The sequence below is a fragment of the Flavobacterium arcticum genome (assembly GCF_003344925.1).
In the GTDB taxonomy this organism is placed as follows: domain Bacteria; phylum Bacteroidota; class Bacteroidia; order Flavobacteriales; family Flavobacteriaceae; genus Flavobacterium; species Flavobacterium arcticum.
On record NZ_CP031188.1, the window covers coordinates 510,616 to 530,765 of the forward strand.

General features: G+C 35.0%; 22 protein-coding genes and 1 tRNA gene. 9 read left to right on the forward strand and 14 right to left on the reverse strand.

Going from position 1 to position 20,150, the window contains the following annotated elements:
• Positions 1-157 precede the first annotated feature (157 nt).
• From DVK85_RS02290 to DVK85_RS02305, 4 genes are all read left to right on the forward strand, one after another.
• Positions 158-436, forward strand: a complete 279-nt coding sequence (locus DVK85_RS02290; protein ID WP_114676881.1) for a DUF2805 domain-containing protein — start codon at positions 158-160, stop codon at positions 434-436.
• 73 nt (positions 437-509) lie between these two features.
• Positions 510-1,904: an alpha/beta hydrolase family protein gene (locus tag DVK85_RS02295; RefSeq protein WP_114676882.1), complete on the forward strand. Its 1,395-nt coding sequence runs from the start codon at positions 510-512 to the stop codon at positions 1,902-1,904.
• A gap of 150 nt (positions 1,905-2,054) precedes the next feature.
• Positions 2,055-3,929 carry a T9SS type A sorting domain-containing protein gene (locus tag DVK85_RS02300; RefSeq protein ID WP_127960540.1) on the forward strand — a complete coding sequence of 625 codons (1,875 nt, stop codon included), beginning with the start codon at positions 2,055-2,057 and terminating at the stop codon, positions 3,927-3,929.
• 117 nt (positions 3,930-4,046) lie between these two features.
• Positions 4,047-4,775 (forward strand): DUF4369 domain-containing protein, encoded by a 729-nt coding sequence (locus tag DVK85_RS02305; protein ID WP_114676884.1) that lies wholly within the window; start codon positions 4,047-4,049, stop codon positions 4,773-4,775.
• Between the two features lie 59 nt (positions 4,776-4,834).
• On the opposite strand, the gene DVK85_RS02310 is transcribed toward DVK85_RS02305, so the two are convergent.
• From DVK85_RS02310 to DVK85_RS02355, 10 genes are all read right to left on the reverse strand, one after another.
• Positions 4,835-4,908: transfer RNA gene (locus DVK85_RS02310), tRNA-Thr, on the reverse strand.
• Positions 4,909-4,987: 79 nt separating this feature from the next.
• Positions 4,988-5,254, reverse strand: a complete 267-nt coding sequence (locus tag DVK85_RS02315) for a hypothetical protein (protein ID WP_114676885.1) — start codon at positions 5,252-5,254, stop codon at positions 4,988-4,990.
• A gap of 58 nt (positions 5,255-5,312) precedes the next feature.
• On the reverse strand, positions 5,313-6,275 hold the full coding sequence (locus DVK85_RS02320) for a type I phosphomannose isomerase catalytic subunit (protein ID WP_114676886.1): 963 nt from the start codon (positions 6,273-6,275) through the stop codon (positions 5,313-5,315).
• A gap of 1 nt (position 6,276) precedes the next feature.
• Positions 6,277-6,687 (reverse strand): 6-pyruvoyl trahydropterin synthase family protein, encoded by a 411-nt coding sequence (locus DVK85_RS02325; protein ID WP_114676887.1) that lies wholly within the window; start codon positions 6,685-6,687, stop codon positions 6,277-6,279.
• 7 nt (positions 6,688-6,694) lie between these two features.
• Positions 6,695-7,255: an isopentenyl-diphosphate Delta-isomerase gene (gene idi / locus DVK85_RS02330; RefSeq protein WP_114676888.1), complete on the reverse strand. Its 561-nt coding sequence runs from the start codon at positions 7,253-7,255 to the stop codon at positions 6,695-6,697.
• A gap of 240 nt (positions 7,256-7,495) precedes the next feature.
• On the reverse strand, positions 7,496-7,594 hold the full coding sequence (locus tag DVK85_RS02335; RefSeq protein WP_240339557.1) for a DUF2256 domain-containing protein: 99 nt from the start codon (positions 7,592-7,594) through the stop codon (positions 7,496-7,498).
• A complete protein-coding gene (locus tag DVK85_RS02340; protein WP_114676890.1) occupies positions 7,569-8,876 on the reverse strand; it encodes an ABC1 kinase family protein in 1,308 nt (435 codons plus the stop codon). Before DVK85_RS02340 ends, DVK85_RS02335 begins: the two co-directional genes overlap by 26 nt.
• A 9-nt stretch (positions 8,877-8,885) precedes the next feature.
• Positions 8,886-9,545 carry a TetR family transcriptional regulator C-terminal domain-containing protein gene (locus tag DVK85_RS02345; RefSeq protein ID WP_114676891.1) on the reverse strand — a complete coding sequence of 220 codons (660 nt, stop codon included), beginning with the start codon at positions 9,543-9,545 and terminating at the stop codon, positions 8,886-8,888.
• A gap of 133 nt (positions 9,546-9,678) precedes the next feature.
• Positions 9,679-11,232 (reverse strand): NAD(P)/FAD-dependent oxidoreductase, encoded by a 1,554-nt coding sequence (locus DVK85_RS02350; protein WP_114676892.1) that lies wholly within the window; start codon positions 11,230-11,232, stop codon positions 9,679-9,681.
• 42 nt (positions 11,233-11,274) lie between these two features.
• Positions 11,275-12,339 (reverse strand): DUF2891 domain-containing protein, encoded by a 1,065-nt coding sequence (locus tag DVK85_RS02355; RefSeq protein WP_114676893.1) that lies wholly within the window; start codon positions 12,337-12,339, stop codon positions 11,275-11,277.
• A gap of 78 nt (positions 12,340-12,417) precedes the next feature.
• Here DVK85_RS02355 and DVK85_RS02360 point away from each other — a divergent pair, with 78 nt between their 5' ends.
• A complete protein-coding gene (locus tag DVK85_RS02360) occupies positions 12,418-12,654 on the forward strand; it encodes a hypothetical protein (protein WP_114676894.1) in 237 nt (78 codons plus the stop codon).
• Positions 12,655-12,758: 104 nt separating this feature from the next.
• Here the strand turns inward: DVK85_RS02360 and DVK85_RS02365 are convergent, their stop codons facing one another.
• Positions 12,759-14,954 carry a RecQ family ATP-dependent DNA helicase gene (locus DVK85_RS02365; RefSeq protein ID WP_114676895.1) on the reverse strand — a complete coding sequence of 732 codons (2,196 nt, stop codon included), beginning with the start codon at positions 14,952-14,954 and terminating at the stop codon, positions 12,759-12,761.
• Positions 14,955-15,042: 88 nt separating this feature from the next.
• Here DVK85_RS02365 and DVK85_RS02370 point away from each other — a divergent pair, with 88 nt between their 5' ends.
• Genes DVK85_RS02370 through lptB form a run of 4 tightly spaced genes read left to right on the forward strand, consistent with a single transcriptional unit; the run spans position 15,043 to position 17,994 of the window.
• Positions 15,043-16,008, forward strand: coding sequence for a KpsF/GutQ family sugar-phosphate isomerase (locus DVK85_RS02370; protein ID WP_114676896.1), 966 nt, complete (start codon positions 15,043-15,045; stop codon positions 16,006-16,008).
• Positions 16,009-16,014: 6 nt separating this feature from the next.
• Positions 16,015-16,833: a twin-arginine translocase subunit TatC gene (tatC, locus tag DVK85_RS02375; protein ID WP_240339558.1), complete on the forward strand. Its 819-nt coding sequence runs from the start codon at positions 16,015-16,017 to the stop codon at positions 16,831-16,833.
• 3 nt (positions 16,834-16,836) lie between these two features.
• Complete coding sequence (locus tag DVK85_RS02380) at positions 16,837-17,187, forward strand: carboxymuconolactone decarboxylase family protein (RefSeq protein WP_114676897.1); 351 nt, start codon at positions 16,837-16,839, stop codon at positions 17,185-17,187.
• Positions 17,188-17,214: 27 nt separating this feature from the next.
• Positions 17,215-17,994: an LPS export ABC transporter ATP-binding protein gene (lptB, locus tag DVK85_RS02385; protein WP_114676898.1), complete on the forward strand. Its 780-nt coding sequence runs from the start codon at positions 17,215-17,217 to the stop codon at positions 17,992-17,994.
• Positions 17,995-17,997: 3 nt separating this feature from the next.
• Here the strand turns inward: lptB and DVK85_RS02390 are convergent, their stop codons facing one another.
• From DVK85_RS02390 to DVK85_RS02400, 3 genes are read right to left on the reverse strand one after another with little or no spacing between them, the layout of a single operon-like run.
• Positions 17,998-18,375 carry a 2-dehydro-3-deoxyphosphooctonate aldolase gene (locus DVK85_RS02390; RefSeq protein ID WP_205431296.1) on the reverse strand — a complete coding sequence of 126 codons (378 nt, stop codon included), beginning with the start codon at positions 18,373-18,375 and terminating at the stop codon, positions 17,998-18,000.
• Between the two features lie 54 nt (positions 18,376-18,429).
• Positions 18,430-19,323 (reverse strand): glycoside hydrolase family 25 protein, encoded by an 894-nt coding sequence (locus DVK85_RS02395; RefSeq protein WP_114676899.1) that lies wholly within the window; start codon positions 19,321-19,323, stop codon positions 18,430-18,432.
• Positions 19,324-20,073: a CDP-alcohol phosphatidyltransferase family protein gene (locus DVK85_RS02400; RefSeq protein WP_114676900.1), complete on the reverse strand. Its 750-nt coding sequence runs from the start codon at positions 20,071-20,073 to the stop codon at positions 19,324-19,326.
• Positions 20,074-20,150 lie beyond the last annotated feature (77 nt).

Here is a 20,150-nt window from a genome sequence, read left to right on the forward strand (position 1 = left end):
TTCATAATATAGCTCGTAAAACAGCTACATATCTTGCTATCTATTAAAAGTTTAAAAAAAATGTTATTTTTTGAGGAGCAATTAATTTTTTTTAGTAATATTGATTGTACAAATCGTAAATATTACTAATTAATATCTGAAAAAAATTTTTCATCTGATGAAAAAGAGTAACCGTGTAGAATTGGGAAAAGAAGCAATTGACAAAATTGTAACAATGGCTCAGGAAGAAAAAAAAGCCTTCCAAAAAATAAAAAAAGAGTTTAGTTTATCTGAAAAAGAAGTAACCGAAATTATGCGTGAGAGATTACCCGCAGAAAATTTTGAGTTATGGAAGAAAAAAGTCGCTACAAAAAAAGTAAAACAAAAACCGCAAAAATTTAATCCCATACAAGATGATGATGTAGATACTAAATATTACATAAATAAGAAATTTTAATAGTAAGCTCCTTATAAAGGAGCTTTTTTAATAGTAGAATAAACTAAGTATATTTGATACAAAATTATTTTTCATGAAAAAAATCATTACACTATTCGCTTTACTTATCACTACAGGGTTATTTGCCCAAGATATTAAAGGCACATGGTATGGACTACTTACTTTTCCTGGAGGAAAACTGCGTATAACTGTACACGTAGAACAATCTGAAAAAGGCTTTACAGCTACTATGGATAGCCCAGACCAAGGTACAATGGGCATACCTACAGAGAATGTGTTATTTGATGGTAAAGAAATGAGCTTTACCATACCCGCAATAAATGGAGAGTATAAAGGCGTGTATGAAAACAATGGTTTTGTAGGTACATTTACACAAAACAATTACCCAATACCACTTAATTTAGGCCGAGAAGAAATAAAAACTGAAAAGCCTAAAAGACCACAAGAACCTGTAAAACCATATCCATATTATAGCGAAGAGGTTACATTTAAAAACGAAAAAGCAGGTATAACCCTTGCAGGAACACTAACTATGCCTAAAAAAGAAGGTAACTTTCCTGCGGTAGTGCTTATAAGTGGCAGCGGACCACAAAATCGTGATGAGGAACTATTAGGGCACAAACCTTTTTTAGTATTATCTGACTTCTTAACAAGAAATGGCATTGCTGTATTACGCTATGACGACAGAGGTGTAGCTACTTCGGGCGGTACATTTGAAGGTTCTACCACTAATGATTTTGCTACAGATGCTACAGCAGCTTTTACCTACTTGCAATCGTTACCCTCAATAAATAAAAGAAAAGTAGGACTTATAGGGCATAGCGAAGGAGGAACTATTGCCCCTATGGTAGCAAATGCAAATAAAGATGTAGCTTTTATAGTATTAATGGCAGGAACTGCAATACCTGGTGATGAATTAATGATGTTGCAAAACTATTTGTTAGGCAAAGCAAACGGAATGCCTGAAGAAGAACTTACAAATCTGGGCAATATTAATCGTAAAATATATGATGTAATAAAAGAAGATATACCGCTAACAGAAATAAAAACGAAGCTATATAATGTATTTAATAGTGAACTAAAGCCTCTTTTTATTTCTAAAGGGATTTCTAACGAGCAGGTTACTCAATATATTAATATGCAAGTAGCAGAGCTTTCTTCGCCTTGGTACACTAACTTTATACGTTATAATCCTACTACTGCATTAGAAAAAGTACAATGCCCTATATTGGCGCTAAACGGAGATAAAGATTTACAGGTTGCAGCTATTGCTAATCTTGACGCTATAAAAAGAGCTGCCGAAAAAAGTGGTAATAAAAAAGTAACCACTAAACAATTATCAGGGCTTAATCACTTATTTCAAGAAAGCAGTACAGGTTCACCTTCAGAGTATGGTAGTATAGAGCAAACTATAGCACCTTCTGCACTAAATGAAATTTCGGTATGGATACTTAAACAAGTAAAATAACAAAACTATATTTTAAAACAGAAAAAGCGAAAGGCTGCCATTAGGCAGCCTTTTTTATGAGAACGATTATCATAAAAAGTAATAAGAAAATTCGTTAAATTTAACTTGTAAATATTTAATATACAGACTATATTGCAAAAAAAACATGCTATGAAAAAATTATTATTACTTTTTGCGATGACGTTTATGAGTATTACATATGCTCAAAACAACAACACTTTGTGTTCTGACGCCCAAGCACTCTGTGGTGCGCTAGGCAATCCTTTTATTAATACTATCAATTCTGATCCTGCTATGCCAGGTCCTGAATATGGGTGTTTGGGTAATGAACCAAACCCATATTGGTTTTATATCCCTGTTAGTGATGATGGAGTGCTTAGTTTTTTTCTTAGTCAAGAAAGCTTTGAAGGAAACCCTATTGATATTGATTTTATCTGTTATGGTCCTTTTAGCTCATTGGCAGAGTCTTGTAATAATTTAGACTTAGATCATATTATAGATTGCAGCTATTCGGCAGCAGCAACAGAAACAGCAACCATACCCAATGCACAAGCAGGAGAATATTACATAATGATGGTTACTAACTTTTCTAATCAAGCAGGACTTATTACTATTGATATAGAAGAAGAAACTACAGGAGCTATAGATTGTACTGGTATTCAACTAACAACATTTATAGATACTAATGAAAATGGAGTTAAAGATAGTAACGAGTTAAACTTTAATCTTGGTAATTTTAACTATGAAATTAATAATGATGGCGTAGTACATAATGTTACTACACCAACCGGAAATTATTTTATTTATGACCCCGAAGCGGCTAATACTTATGATATAGGTTTTGATGTACTACCATTATATGCTCCTTACTTTTCTGTAACCACGTCTTATTATGAAGATATTGCAGTAATAGCAGGAGAAACTGTAACTACATATTACTTTCCTGTAACAGTGGTACAACCTTACAGTGATCTTGCTGTTTATATTATTCCTGTACAGCAACCACGACCTGGATTTGAACATAATGTAAATGTTGTTTATGCTAACCTTAGCCCTGCAAGTGTTGCAGAAGGTAGTGTTACTTTTACAGCCGATGCCCCGCTTACTATAACTAATGTAGGCGAAACAGTAACTGATCTTACTGATGTGAGCTTTACTTACAACTTCACGAACCTTGCGCCCTATGAAACCGTTACTTTTCCTGTAACACTATATGTGCCAGTAGAAACAGAGTTAGGAGAAGTAGTTACCAATACAGCTATTATAACTTCTGAAGTGGATGATATGACACTTGATAATAATACATCTGTTAATAATGATATCGTAGTTGGATCTTATGATCCTAATGATAAAATGGAATCAAGAGGTCGAGATGTTTTAATCTCTGAATTTGACAATAACGACTATCTATATTACACCATTCGTTTCCAAAACATGGGTACAGCCAGTGCTATAAATGTAAGAGTAGAAGATGTATTAAATGATCAGCTTGATGAAAGTACAGTAGAGATGATACGCTCTAGCCACAACTATGTTATGGAAAAAGATGGTAATGAGCTTACATGGACTTTTGATAATATTCAACTACCTGCAGAACAAGACGATGAAGCAGGCAGCAATGGCTATGTTTATTTTAGAGTTAAGCCATTACCTGGGTTTGCTCTTGGTGATATGATACCAAATGGTGCAGGAATTTATTTTGACTTTAATGAAGTTGTAGAAACTAATACTTTTGAAACACATTTTGTTCAAGCAACAGCAAGTACAGATACTTTTGAGCTAGGTAACTTTACTATATACCCTAACCCTGCCAACAATGCTGTAACTATTGCTTTGAGCAATACTACTAATATTATTAATTCAGTAAAAGTTTATGACCTAACAGGAAAACTAATATTTAATAGTAGTAGCGTAGTAAGTAACAATCTACATATTAATACTTCGGCATTTGCTAAAGGAACTTACTTTGTAGATGTTATTACCAATACAGGTATAAAACATACTAAAAAACTTTTAGTTAACTAAAAATAATATCTATAGATAAAAAAGCTGCCATTAGGCAGCTTTTTTATTTTAACACCTATAACATAAACTATAATTTTCATTACTTTGCCAGAATTTTAAAATAACACTCACACGTATATGAAAAGAATTTTATCGCTATTTATTACTCTATTATTGCTTATTGCCTGTAATAAAAAAGATCATGGTGACACTAACCTACACATTACAGGAACTGTAAAAGGTTTAAAACAAGGTAAACTGTACATACAGCACGTAAGAGATACAGCTCTTGTAACAATGGATTCTATTATAATCAACGGGAATTCATCTTTTGAGAGCCATTTAAAACTAGACTCTCCCGAAATGTTATACCTGTTTTTAGATAGAGGGCAAACAAACTCGGTAGATAACAGTCTGCCATTTTTTGCTGAACCAGGTGAAATGACTATAGAGACTACTAACGATGAGTTTTTCGCAAAAGCTACGATTACAGGCTCTGAAAATCAAAAAATGTATGAAGAGTTTCTTAAAATGAAAAAACGCTTTACAAACGACAACCTAGACCTTATAGAGCAGAATGTAAAAGCAACTCAGGAAAATAATACTGTTCAACTTGATAGCATTTCGCAAAAAATGGATCAGACTACAAAAAGACGCTATCTATTTACAGTAAACTATGCACTTAACCATGCCAAGTATGACTTAGGTCCTTACCTAGCATTATCGGAAATATATGATGCCAACGTTATATATCTTGATACAATACAAAAAAGTATGACTCCCGAAGTAGCAAAATCATACTACGGTAAAATGCTTACTAAATATGTAAAGGGTATAAAAGCAGAAGAAGCTAATTCGGTTAAATAAGTAAAATATAAAGCAAACAAAAAACGCTTCAGTTTCCTGAAGCGTTTTTTTATTTATTGAGCCGATAGAGGGACTCGAACCCACGACCTGCTGATTACAAATCAGCTGCTCTAGCCAGCTGAGCTACATCGGCGTCTCAATTCGGGTGCAAATATAAGACTCAAACCCAAACTTCCAAAAAAAATTATAAGTTTTTTACAACTTATTTTTGATTAAAGTGTGTTCACTTTTTCAACAAGCTGTATAGCAGACTGTTCCAATTCTTGGTTTATTTGCTTAAAATGTGCTTTTTTATTCTCCACATCTTTTTGGTTCACTTTTTTGATAAGACTATCAAAAGTTGCAATAGCTTCATCTATTAAAGCTTCTGATTCTTTTGTTGGTTTTCCCGTAGTGGTCATCTCCCAAATGTAAATTGCTTCAATAATGTCTCCTAATACGAAGTTAATATCCTTTTTTAAATCTTTTACGCTTGCCATTTTCTGTTTTTATTAAAATTTCGGTACAAAATTACAACTATTCCGTTAAGTAAAGCTATTATGAAATATATATTTCTAATAATGTTGCTTTACCTGAAAGCGAATATTGCTTTAATCCAGCAGGAATAAGTATCGTATCACCCTTTTTAAAGCTGTACTGTGTTCCGTTAGCCGTAAGGGTATAATCACCCTCAGTACAAATATAAACGGTAAAACTACTACCTTCTTTATCTACATTAGCCTCACCTGTAAGCGGTAAATAAGCTGTGGTAAAATAAGGGCAGTCTACTGCTATATTAGAAGTGTTAAGTACTTTAGTATATTCTTTTTTAGTATCTGTAGTATTATAATTCATAGCATCAAGAGCCTGCTCTACGTGCAGTTCGCGCGATTTACCATTTGCATCTACCCTGTCCCAGTCATAAATACGATAGGTAATATCGCTAGTCTGCTGTATCTCGGCTATAACAATACCTGTACCTATGGCGTGTATTGTTCCTGTTTCTAAAAAGAAAACATCACCCGCTTTTACAGGAACTTCATTTAATATCTCAATAAGGTTTTTATTTTCGAGATGTTCTAAATATTCTTCAGGACTCGATTTTTCTTTGAAACCTACGATTATTCTTGCACCTTCATCTGCCTGCATTATATACCACATTTCGGTTTTACCGAAAGAGTCATGACGTTCTTTTGCCAGCTCATCATTAGGGTGTACTTGTATAGAAAGATCGCTACGTGCATCAAGAAATTTAAATAATAACGGAAACTGAGCACCATATTGCTGATATACTTTGCTACCTAGAAGAGCTTCGGGGTAGGTATTCATTAATTCGGTTAATGGTTTCCCCTCATAAGTACCATTTTTTACTACGCTTACATCGCCAGCAACATCTGACAGCTCCCAACTCTCACCTGTAGTCTCAGTAGGTATGTTTTTACCTAAATCATTTTTTAGTTTAGTACCTCCCCATATCCTGTCTTTTAGGATTGGTTCAAAAATCAACGGATACAATTCCATATTATTCTCCTTTATAGGTTACAAAATTTCGTGGGGTTTCATAAAGCACTACTTCTAATGCCATAGTATTAGCTATTCGCTTTCTGATTTTATTCCAAATTACCACAACAATATTCTCGGCAGTAGGATTTAAATCTGCAAACTCAGGAACATCTAGGTTAAGGTTTTTATGATCGAAAGCATCTTCTACTTCTTCTTTAATGATATCTTTTAGGACTTTTATATCAATCACATAACCAGTATCGGGGTCTATATCGCCCGTTACACTTACAATAAGGTCATAATTATGACCATGAAAGTTAGGGTTATTGCACTTCCCGAAAACAGCATCATTACGCTCCTCTGCCCAGTCAGGACGGTATAAGCGGTGTGCTGCATTAAAATGGGCTTTCCTACTAACAGTTACTTTCATATCAATCTTATTGAATCGGGGTTCCCCCTTCGTTACATAATGGGCTTTTATGTTCTTCTAGATAATGATAAAACTCATCAAATATTATTTTAAACCAAGCGGTATAAATATCAGGATTGATCTTCATATCATCTTTTACAGCTCCTATACCCATCCATTTCCAGCTTTCGGCTTCTTCTTTATTAATGTTAGGCTCATCGTTATAATAACCTATCATTACGTGGTCAAATTCATGCTCTGTAAGCCCATTATCAAAAGGAGCTTTATAAATAAATGAAAATAGTTCTTTCAGTTCAGCTTTTATACCCATCTCTTCCATCAACCTACGGTTACCCGCCTGCAAATTGGTTTCTCCTTCTCGTTGATGACTACATGTAGTATTAGTCCACAATAATGGCGAATGGTATTTTTGCGCTGCACGCTGTTGTAACATTATCTCATTTTTAGAGTTGAGTATAAATACCGAAAATGCACGGTGTAGCAATGCTTTTTCATGAGCTTCCATTTTGGGCATAAGCCCTATTTGCTCATCCTTTTCGTTTACTAATATTACTTTTTCTTCTGTCATAAATATGCTTATAGCTCTCAAAAATAAGAAATTATTTGTGGAAATACAGGAGATATATTCTTAACCTTTCTTATAGAATAAAAAATAAAACATATTGCGAAAATAGTACCAACATCTTCTTTGAAAAAAAACAAGACCCGCTTTTTACGGGTCTTTAATCAATATAAAATTCTAAAAAAATAAAGATTACTTATTACGGCAATTATCACTCCAATATTTTACATCATCCCAGTTTTTTGCTCACTTTTCTCGCCAAGTAAACTCACACTCGCAAACAGAGCAGGTTCTTGATGGCAAATAGGACTTGTTTCCTTTACTTGAGGTATTTTTCAAACCCACGAATCGCTACATTTGCTTTTATATCAAATAATAAACTATACAGCCCAAAGAATGTTCTGTTTACATAAATAAAGTGTTTGCTACCGCGATTTGTATTCATTTTTCTAATATTCTTATCGTTAGCAAACCTATCGCTTAAACCTGCAATGGCTTCACTGAATATCTCTTGTGAAAAATCGAAATGATCATGACGGTATGGCTCTACAAATACAGTAAGCAATTCATGAAATAAAGCCTTAAAGTACTCATACTCTTTGGGGGTGTCATCAGTTTTTAAAACATCCAGCTCTATTAATTTTTCTGTAAACAAAGTATCGTTATCCAATGTTTCGGGTTGTATCAACTCAAAGTAAGGCGTATAAAACGCTTTTGGCAGTTCTTTCATACAACCAAAGTCTATAGCTATTAGTTGTGCATTTTCATCTACCAAGAAATTACCAGGATGCGGATCGGCATGAAATTTATGTAACACGTGTATTTGATACATATAAAAATCATATAATGCCTGCCCTACTTTATTACGCTCTTCTTGCGAATGTTCTTCTTTACACCATTCTGAAAGGTGTTTACCTTGCATCCAGTCCATCGTAATTATTTTCTCGCATGATAATTCAGGATAGTATTTAGGGAAAATGATATTATCTAGATTGGAACAAGCTTCACGCACAATTTCGCTTTGCTGTAACTCAAGTGTATAATCCGTTTCTTCCATCAATTTGTCTTCCACCTCTTGAAAATACTCATCGCTAGTCCCTTTCAGGTTAAACATACGTAAGGCAATAGGTTTTACCATTGCGATATCTGTACCTATACTATCACGTACTCCAGGGTACTGGATTTTTACAGCGAGGTCTTTACCATTTTTTTTAGCTTTATGCACCTGCCCTATACTTGCCGCATTGATGCTCTCTGAGTCAAACTCATCAAAAAGTACGTATGGCTCTACACCAAAATACTTTTTGAACGTTTTCATTACCAAAGGTGGCGAAAGCGGTGGTACAGAAAACTGACTTAGCGAAAATTTCTCAACATAACTCTGCGGTAGCAGGTTTTTCTCCATGCTAAGCATCTGTGCTACTTTTAGCGCACTACCTTTCAGCTCTTTTAAACCATCATAAATATCAGTAGCATTATCTTCATGCAAACCATCTTTAGTAAGCTCTGGATTTACCATTTTTTGCCCATAATATTTAAGGTAATTCCCGCCTATTTTTACACCTGTAGATACAAGTTTTGTTACCCGCTCAATTTTATTGGTGGGTATAGAGTCTAATCTTTTCATAATAAGAGTTTAAGCGGTGAATTTTTCTTTCCAAATGAACTTACCCAAATCAAACAAGCTTTGAAGTGGTGTGTTATACACTAAGTCTGATGATGCTTTAACTGATTTTTCTATAAAAATATCTGTTTTTTCAAACGAAGGAGAAACATCATCCATCCAAAACTTAAATATAGATAAAAACTGTAACCACGCACCTTCTTTAAGTGCTTTACTCTGTGCTTTATCAGCACGTTCATTATCAACATTTAATGGCTTTTCTAAAACCTCCGCAGCATAATCTGTAAACACATTACGAAGCTCTTTCAATTTTAGCAAATTGCGCATTCGCGAATTTCCATCTCCCATTAAATACATTATAAAACTTCTATTGGCTGTTGACAGTTCAAAAAACGTAAAATAAAAAGCAGATAGCTTTTGTGTGCCATCATACGCTACATAATTAGGCGATTGTTCCAGCATTTCGAGTGTGTATGTAAACATCTCGGTAAAATACTGATGCTCTAACATTTCGAAAGAACTGAAAAAAGCATAAAAATCTGCCTCTTCAAAACCATTATCTTTAGCAAACTTATATACCGTAGCAGGGCTACTGCCATTCATGAGGCAATAGTCGGTATATTTAGTTATAATATCTGATTTAGTCGGAGTTTTTATTTTTTTTGTTGCCATAGTAGTAGTATTTTGTTCAACAAATTTACTAAACAACAAAGCAACAGCATGTTTAACATCTGTTAATTATCGTTCAAAAATTTTGAAAGTTCAGAAACTTAACAAGAGATATACCAACAACATATCTAAAATATTAAATACATTTCAATGCACACTTCTCACCATCTATGGCTGCCGAAATAATACCTCCTGCATAGCCCGCCCCTTCGCCACAAGGATATAACCCTTTTATTTGTACATGCTCTAAGGTTTCGTGGTCACGAGGAATACGCACAGGCGATGAAGTTCTCGATTCGGGTGCGTGTAATATCGCTTCGTTAGTAAGGTAACCACGCATCGATTTACCAAACTCAATAAAACCTTCTCGTAATGTTTGGGTTATAAAATTAGGGAATACCTGTCCTAATTCTACCGAAGTAGTCCCTGGTACATAAGATGTTTTAGGAATATCTGTAGATATTTTACTTTGTGTAAAATCGACCATGCGTTGTGCGGGTACTCGCTGTGTTTCGCCTGCCAAATGCCAAGCCTTTTGTTCAATCGCTTTTTGGAATTCCATACCCGCTAATGCTCCAAACTTGGCAAATGGTTTAAAATCTTCGAGCTTTAACTCTACTACAATACCTGAGTTAGCAGTTTCTTGATCCCGCTTAGATGGTGACCAGCCATTGGTTACTACCTCACCTTCACTAGTGGCACAAGGTGCTATAACTCCACCAGGGCACATACAAAAAGAATACATCCCTCTGCCTCCTACTTGTTTTACAATAGAGTAAGGAGATGGTGGTAAGTAGTCGCCCCTACCCGTAGTAATATCACAACTATATTGGATACTATCTATAAGACTTTGCGGATGCTCTGCTCGAACACCCAATGCAAAAGGCTTAGCTTCTATATATATCTTCTTTCTATCTAATAATTCAAATATATCACGAGCCGAATGTCCTGTGGCAAGAATTATTTTATCTGCTTTTATAGTATCGCCATTTTGAGTGGTAATACCTGTTACTGTATTACTTTTTACTAAAATATCTGTAACACGAGTATCAAATAATACTTGTCCTCCATATTCTATTATCTTTTCGCGGATGGCTTTAATAATATCTGGAAGTTTATTTGTGCCAATATGCGGATGTGCTTCTACCAATATATCGGGCGAAGCACCAAAGGCTACAAACAGCCTGAGTATTCTATCGACATCGCCACGCTTTTTAGAACGAGTATACAATTTACCGTCAGAGTATGTGCCTGCACCGCCTTCGCCATAGCAGTAGTTAGAGTCACCGTTTACAATATGGTCGCGGTTAATAGCTTTAAGATCACGACGACGTGCCTGAACATCTTTACCACGTTCTAAAACAATGGGTTTTACACCCAGTTCTATCAACTGTAATGCCGCGAATAACCCTGCAGGACCTGCTCCTATAATAATTACCTCACGAGCATTTCTCACATCGTTATATTCTGGTAACGGTATAGTTGTCTCTGTATATTCTTCATTATAATATACCGCTACTTTCAGGTTTATTTTAACCGTCTTTTGACGTGCATCTATAGACCGCTTTAATATTACCAAATGATTTATTTCATTCGGACTACTATGCATCAACTTAGCAACATGAGCTATAAGCAATGGCATTTGTGCAGCAACCTCTGGCGCAACTTGTATTTGGAGTTCTCTTGGCATGGCGCAAAAGTAAATATTTTTTTAATGATTATTGACTGTTAACTATTGGCTAATGTCTTGCTTCTCTTCAAAAGTATGTAGTGCAAAACTTGCCAACCAATGTTCGCCCGCATAATCTCCATCTACTATAGCAGGTAACGAGTGCATAAGGTGTTTATCGGCAAGAGGTTTTAAATGCCCTAATTGTTTTGGATATTGCTTAGCAAGACGATAAAAATTCCATGCACGACTAAAATTAAGCCCGTCAAGGTGTACCAAATGTCCATCACTCCTGTCCGATACTTTACCAGGTTCCCATGTATACTTTTTATTAAAAAGAGAAGGAGCAAAATCTTTCAACCATTTCAGGAACTCCTTTTCAGGTAATATTCGTTGCATAATGCCTATTTCTTCCATACATGGCGAAAGAAAATCAGTACCGCTAGGTTCCCATTCAAAAGGGCAATCTATATCATTTTTAAACAGTCTTAAAGTATTCTCTCTGATACTGTTTTGCAAGGCTGTGTTTTTAGCATGAACAGCATAATCCCACGCGAATGACATCCCGAAAGCAGTATTGGTATGTGTCCCAACACGTAACGGATAGTTTAGCTTCGGTAAAAATTCAATATAGCGTTCAGCAATTATAGTAGTTAATGGTTGTAAATTGGCAGCCATTTCTTTAGCAAAAGGTTCATTATAGGCGTCTAATTCTTGCTGTAATTTTAATAACCAAGCCCAGCCATAGGTACGCTCGTATGATTTATTGTGTTTTTTATTCAGGTAGGCTATTTCCTGTGCAATATTCTCTTTAGATAAATTTATTTTTAGTTTAAGAATAGCTTCCTCTCTCCTATCAAGATCAGGAAAATGCTTTAACAGATACACCAAGCTCCAATGCCCGTGGACTGAAGAGTGCCAGTCGAAACAACCATAAAAAGCAGGGTGTAATGCTTTAGGGTTAGCTATTTCGGTAGAATCTGCAAGTAACTGACTTAGCTTATTAGGGTATTCTTGTTGTAAACACTTTAATGGTAAACCTGCAAGACCATTGGCACGCTCTAAAGTTAATTCTTGAGAAAAAGTAACAGTTGTAACCAATAAAACTAAATAGTAAGTATATTTCATAAATAATGTCTTTACTCCAAAGATATTTATTTTGCTCACAAAGTTTATAACTTTACGTCTTTAAACTTTTACCTAAACATGAGAAAAATAAAACTAATATGGGATTTTCGAGGTCCTGCCTCGGCAAAAACGGCAGAACATCATGAAATACACCTTAAAGAATATATCGCAATAGAAAAGCTACCATTAAATATTACAGGTTTTGATAATATAAATGATATGCATGCTATTGCATGGATAGTAGTAACTGATGATTTTATGATACCCGTACGTGATGCTCTAAAACCGCATAGAGGAGAATTGTATGGTGAGTAATCATGATAGTAAATGGCGCAAAAAACAGGAAAAGCTCAATAAGTATTTACTTATTGAGCTTTTCCTGTTTTTTTAATACTCTTATTATGACTGAATACTGAGAATTAATTCGCCACTTCACTAATAAATTTAATACGCATTAGTCGAAGCTCTTCAGTATCATAGTCACCATCAAACTCAGAAAGAGCGGCTTTTATATTATCTGATTCCGATTCCATGAAGTAATCCTGAATTTCTTCTTGTTGGTCTTCGTCTAATATTTCATCTATCCAGTATTTTATATTTAGTCGCGTACCAGAATATACTATTTGTTCCATTTCTTTTAGCAAACCTTCCATATCTAGTCCTTTTGCTTTAGAAATATCATTTAAAGACAACTTTCTGTCTATATTCTGAATAATATATAGTTTAAGTCCAGAGTTTGCCCCTGTAGATTTTACTACAAGATCATCAGGACGCATAATGTCATTATCTGCTACATATTGTGCTATAAGCTCGGCAAATTCTTTACCATATTTCTTGGCTTTACCTTCACCCACACCGTGCACACTTCCTATTTCTTCTACGGTTACAGGGTATTTAAGCGCCATATCTTCAAGAGAAGGGTCTTGAAATACTACAAATGGAGGTACACCTAGTTTTTTAGCTACCTTTTTACGAAGATCTTTCAACATACCAATGAGTACCTCATCTAACACAGCCGAAGGTTTTGATGTGGTAACTACAGTTCCTTCATCACTTCCACCATAGTCATGATCTTCACTCATCATGAATGACTCTGGATTTTCTATAAATGCTTCTCCTTCGGGGGTTATTTTTATAACACCATACGATTCTATATCTTTAGAAAGGTATCCTGCTACTAAAACTTGACGTATGAGTGCCATCCAGTATTTCTCGTCAAAACCCACACCCTTACCAAAGAAAGGTTGAGCATCTGTTTTATGTGATTTTATAACCGCATTTACTTTACCTAAAAGTGTAAATATAATTTCTTTAGATTTATATAGCTGACGTGTACCCTTAACAGTTTCTAGCAAGGTTACCACTTGATCTTTAGCTTCTACTTTGTTTTTAGGATTACGAACATTATCATCCATATCGGCACCCTCGCCTGTTTCGTCATCAAATTCTTCTCCGAAGTAATGCAACAGGAATTTTCGACGCGACATCGATGTTTCAGCATATGCTACAACTTCTTGAAGTAAAGCATATCCTATCTCTTGTTCGGCTACAGGTTTACCTGACATGAATTTTTCGAGCTTCTCAATATCTTTATATGCATAATAAGCCAAACAATGCCCTTCGCCACCATCACGTCCTGCACGTCCTGTTTCTTGATAGTAACTTTCGAGCGACTTAGGTATATCATGGTGAATTACAAAACGAACATCTGGTTTATCTATACCCATACCAAAGGCTATAGTTGCTACTACTACATCTACATCTTCCATAAGGAACATATCTTGATGCTTGGCTCGTGTTTTACCATCTAAACCTGCATGATATGGCACAGCACTAATACCATTTACCTGTAATACCTGTGCTACCTCTTCAACTTTTTTACGACTAAGACAGTATATAACTCCTGATTTGCCTTTGTGTTGCCTTATAAAACGGATAATATCACTCTCTACATTCTTTGTCTTTGTACGTATTTCATAGTAGAGATTAGGTCTATTAAACGATGCCTTAAAGGTATTGGCATCAGACATATCAAGATTTTTAAGAATATCTTCTTGTACTTTAGGGGTTGCAGTGGCTGTAAGTCCTATTACTGGTACGTCGCCTAGTTGCTTTATTATGCTCCTCAAATTACGATACTCTGGTCGGAAATCGTGCCCCCATTCAGATATACAATGCGCCTCATCTATAGCTACAAAAGAAATATCAACCCCCTTTAGAAAATTAACATACTCTTCTTTGGTAAGCGACTCTGGAGCAACGTATAAAAGTTTTGTGAGTCCTGATGTTATATCGGTCTTAACTTGATTTATTTCGGTTTTGGTAAGTGACGAATTTAGAACATGGGCTACCCCAGATTCTGAAGAAAGGCTACGAATAGCATCTACCTGATTCTTCATAAGAGCAATAAGAGGCGAAACTACAATAGCTGTACCATTTAACACAAGCGCAGGTAACTGATAACACAATGACTTCCCACCGCCTGTAGGCATGATAACAAATGTGTTGTTACCAGAAATTATACTTGTAACAACATCCTCTTGAAGGCCTTTAAATTTGTTAAAACCAAAATACTTTTTTAACTCTTTGTATAAGTCAATTTCGGTTGATTTCATTATTTATTAATAGTAATTTACATAAATTTGCAGAACCTAAAGATACAAAAATCTTTAATACGCACAACTTTTTAAACATTTACAAAGTTTGATAAATACAGATACAATATTGGCTTCTGCCAAAAGAACAATACTTTCTGAGAGTGAGAGCATTGCCGCCTTAGTACAGTACCTAGATAATGATTTTGTTAAAACCACAGAGGCTATTTACAACAGTAAAGGTCGTGTTGTGGTTACAGGAATAGGCAAGAGTGCTATAATAGCCTCTAAAATAGTAGCAACATTAAACTCTACGGGTACTCCATCGCTTTTCTTACACGCATCTGAAGCCATACACGGCGATTTGGGTATGGTACAGCCTGGCGATGTGGTTATATGTATTTCTAAAAGTGGTAATAGCCCAGAAATAAAAGTACTTGCTCCGCTATTAAAGCGTTATAGCAACATCTTAATAGGGATGACAGCTAATAAAGATTCTTTTTTAGCCAAACAATCAGATTATGTTTTACATGCACATGTAGAAACAGAATCTTGCCCCAACAATCTTGCTCCTACTAACAGTACTACAGCACAACTAGTACTGGGTGATGCGCTTGCCGTATGCCTTATGGAGCTCAGGGAGTTTAAAAGTGAAGATTTCGCATTATACCACCCTGGTGGTGCATTAGGTAAAAAACTACTACTACGCGTAGGCGATATGCTAGACGACATCAATAAACCACAAGTAAGCCCAGATTGCAGCATTAAAAAAGCAATTGTAGAAATATCTGAAAAAAGACTGGGTGTTACAGCAGTAATTGACAATGAAAAAATAATAGGTATTATTACCGATGGCGATATAAGGCGAATGCTTAACGATAGAGATAATATTGCAGGTGTTACCGCTGCCGATATTATGACAAAAAACCCAAAGACAATAAAAACAACTGCAATGGCAACAGAAGCCCTTAACACTATGGAAAACTTCGCTATTACACAGCTTGTTGTAGCAGATGATGGTGTCTATAAAGGCATACTACACCTACACGATATACTAAAAGAAGGAATTATCTAAACAAAAATGGCAAAAAAAGAAAAGAAAAGTCCAAGCGAAATGTCTTTCATAGATCATTTGGAAGAGTTGCGCTGGTTATTAGTAAGAAGCACACTAGCTATAATAGTTTGTGGATCAATTGCTTTTGCTTTTAGTAGTTTTATTTTCGACGAAATTATATTTGCGCCTATAAATGGTGACTTTGTTACCTATCGTTTCTTTTGCGACTTAGCAAACACCTATGGTCTTGATAAAAGTTTTTGCATGGAAAAACTACCGTTCGAGATACAAAGTCGTACTATGGATGGGCAGTTTTCTACTGATATATGGACATCTATAGCAGCAGGTTTCATACTGGGTTTCCCTATCATATTATGGGAGTTTTGGAAATTTATACGTCCCGCATTATATGACACTGAGCGAAAATATGCTGTAGCATTTCTTTTCTCTACTTCAGTACTTTTCTTTTCAGGGATACTGTTTGGTTACTACATTATTACACCACTATCGCTTAACTTTTTAGGAAATTATCAAATAAGTAGCGTGGTTAAAAATGATATTGACCTACAATCTTATCTTAGTATTATAAAAACTACAGCTATATCATGTGGCTTGATTTTTGAGCTGCCTATAATAATGTATTTCCTGTCTAAAGTAGGACTGGTTAGTGCCGCTACAATGAAAAGCACAAGACGATATGCTTATGTTATTATGCTTTTGGTCGCTGCCGTAGTAACACCACCTGATGTAGTAAGCCAAATAATTGTTACTATACCCTTAATGCTACTATATGAACTAAGCATCATTATAGCAACAAGAATGGAAAAAAGAGCTAATAAACAATAATATATGGCTGATATAGTAGAAGAATTTAATGAGTACCGTCAGAAAATGAATGACAAGCTACTCACTGATAATAATAAAATTATTAAACGTATCTTTAATCTTGATACTAATGCCTACATGGAGGGTGCACTTGATGTGAAAACCAAAGAACTACTGGGACTTACAGCATTGGCAGTATTGCGTTGTGATGATTGCATTAAATATCATTTAGAGACCTGCCATAAAGAAGGATTGAGTAAAGAACAAGTTATGGAAGCCCTTAGCATAGCAACACTTGTAGGTGGTACTATTGTGGTACCACACCTAAGAAGAGCTTATGAATTTTGGGAAGCATTAGAAAATAATGCTAAATAAGATAGCGGTAATAAACCTTATACAACTATGATTTTAAGAGCAGATAATTTAGTAAAGACATATAAAGGTCGTAGTGTTGTAAAAGGCATTTCGGTACAGGTAGAACAAGGAGAGATTGTAGGTTTACTAGGTCCTAATGGGGCTGGTAAAACTACTTCTTTTTACATGATAGTAGGGCTGGTAAAACCTAATAGTGGTAATATTTACCTTGATGATATGGAGATTACTAATTTCCCGATGTACAAACGTGCCCAAAACGGTATTGGCTACCTAGCACAAGAAGCTTCTGTTTTTAGAAAGTTAAGTATTGAAGATAATATAATGAGCGTATTACAGCTTACCAAACTATCTAAGAAAGAACAAGAAGCCAAAATGGAATCACTTATTGATGAGTTTTCGCTAGAACACATACGCACTAATCGTGGTGACCTACTATCGGGAGGTGAGCGTAGAAGAACCGAGATAGCACGCGCACTTGCCACAGACCCAAAATTTATTCTGCTTGATGAACCTTTTGCAGGGGTTGACCCCGTAGCTGTAGAGGATATTCAGCGTATTGTGGCACAACTTAAAAACAAAAACATTGGTATTCTTATTACCGACCACAATGTACAAGAAACACTAGCCATTACAGATAAAACCTACCTAATGTTTGAGGGCGGTATCCTTAAAGCAGGTAAGCCTGAAGAACTGGTAGAAGATGAAATGGTGCGAAAAGTATATTTAGGACAAAACTTTGAACTGCGTAAAAAGAAACTAGATTTCCAAAAAAATGTTGAGGAAGCTGAAGTGAAAAATGAAATATAGTCTTTACTTTTTCATCAAAAATCCTTTTGGAGCATAAAGTTTATCTTTATCGTACATATTTAAATAAAGTGTTTTCTTTACCGTATCACCCTTAATTTGAACTTCATAAACATCAAGCAGCCCTAATCCAAAAGCATTTTTGCTCTCAAAATGACAACAACTACCTTTCCTAACAAAAGTAACCTGCTCACCATTTAATCCTGTAAGGCTATATAAATACTTTCTTTCATTAGCAGGTCCGTTTGAAGGTCCGCCAACTTTTATTGGATTATTTTCGGAATATCCATAATCATCATCTACAACTTTTGAGCTTGAAGAAGTTGTAGAAGCACAACTAAAAAAAACGAAAGTAAAAAATAAAAATAAAATCCTGTAACCCATATAAAATAAATTTAAGAGTCTAAAAATAATAAAAATAGGTTAATACAACCCTATTTATTTTTCAGAAATAACCAACTCTATTAGCTCCTCTAAATTACCATTATAAATATTTACATCAACATTACCTTCAATACCTTTTATTTGGGCTTTATCGGTAAATTGCCAAAACAACCATTCTTTCCTTATCTCTTCTTTAAAAAAACTATAGTTGGCTATCCATAAACTATAGTCAGTAAATTCTTTTTTCAGGAAATCAGTATAAAAACTCTCTCCACTATATATAATAGGTTTAACACCATAGTGCTGCTCTACCCTATCTAGCCATCGTTGTAAACCTAATTTAAGGCTTTCCATACTTTGAGCTTTAGGCATTCTCTCAATATCCAGTACTGGTGGCAAATCGCCTTTGGCAAGCTTTACAGTCTTAATAAAATTATCTGCTTGTAGAATGGAGTTTTCGTCAGGACGGTAGTAGTGATATGCTCCGCGCAAGTAGCCGTTTTCTTTACTATGCCTCCAGTTCTTTTTGAACTTATTGTCTGTTTTGTCTTTACCCGCCGTAGCACGTATAAATATGAAATGTAAAGGAAATTCCTCTTCGGCTTTTTGTAGCTCATTCCAGTCTATCATACCTTGGTACTCCGAAACATCGATACCGAATATTTTATCTTTATGACGTCCTACAATTTCATAAATACGAAGATCAGCAAGTTTACGCTCTTCTTTAGTTAGTGTTTTTATGTGTCTATCCGTTTTAAAACCGAGATAGTACAATAAACCATTACGATATTGATATCCTGCAATCAATATTGTTGTAACTAATAAAATAATCGACCACCATTTAACCTTTACCCAAACAGAAGAAGGTTTCTTTTTCTTTACAGGCTTTCTTTTTACTTGAGCTTTTTTTGGCGGAACTATTTTTTTTGGCGGCGCAGAACGCTTCATTTACTGAGCAGGTTTCTTTATGAATTTATTATTAATAAAAGAAAAAATCACATACGAAAGTATAATAAGCGGTATCCCTAAATATTGAAAGAAGAACAGTAACAATACTGAAAACACAAGGAATATGATTTGTATTTTATTGGTAGCCCAGTTAAAGTGTTTTATTTTTAATGAAAAGAGCGGTATCTCTGCATTCAGCATAAAAGCACTAAGCAAACTAATTCCTATAAGCACATAAGGGTTACTAAGCGTTTCGAACACAAACCCTGAGCCGTCAGAATGGTTTAATATTACTGGCAAACTCAATATAAATAATGCATTTGCAGGAGTAGGCAACCCTATAAAAGATTCTGTTTGTCGTGTATCAACATTAAACTTTGCTAATCTATAACATGATGCAAGTGTAATTATAAAACCTACATAAGGCAACATGCCTAGATAATAATTGTCGGCACTTAAATTGTAATCTTCATGCAGTTCTTGTATGTTTTCTAGCAGTTTATACATAACCACACCAGGCACTACTCCACTTGTTACCATGTCGGCAAGTGAATCAAGCTGCAACCCAATGGCACTTTGTGCTTTTAGGATGCGGGCAAAAAAACCATCCCAAAAATCTAAAAATATACCTATACATACCCATATAAATGCCATTTGTAAGTTGGTGTCAAAAGCATACACAAGGGCTATAAGTCCGGCAGTAAGGTTTAGTAACGTAATAAAATTAGGTACTTGTTTGAGAACAGACATGGTTTATATTTTTTATATGGACAAAGTTAACACAATAAGTTAATTGAATTAGAGTTTAGTAATTGAGATTTTTATGT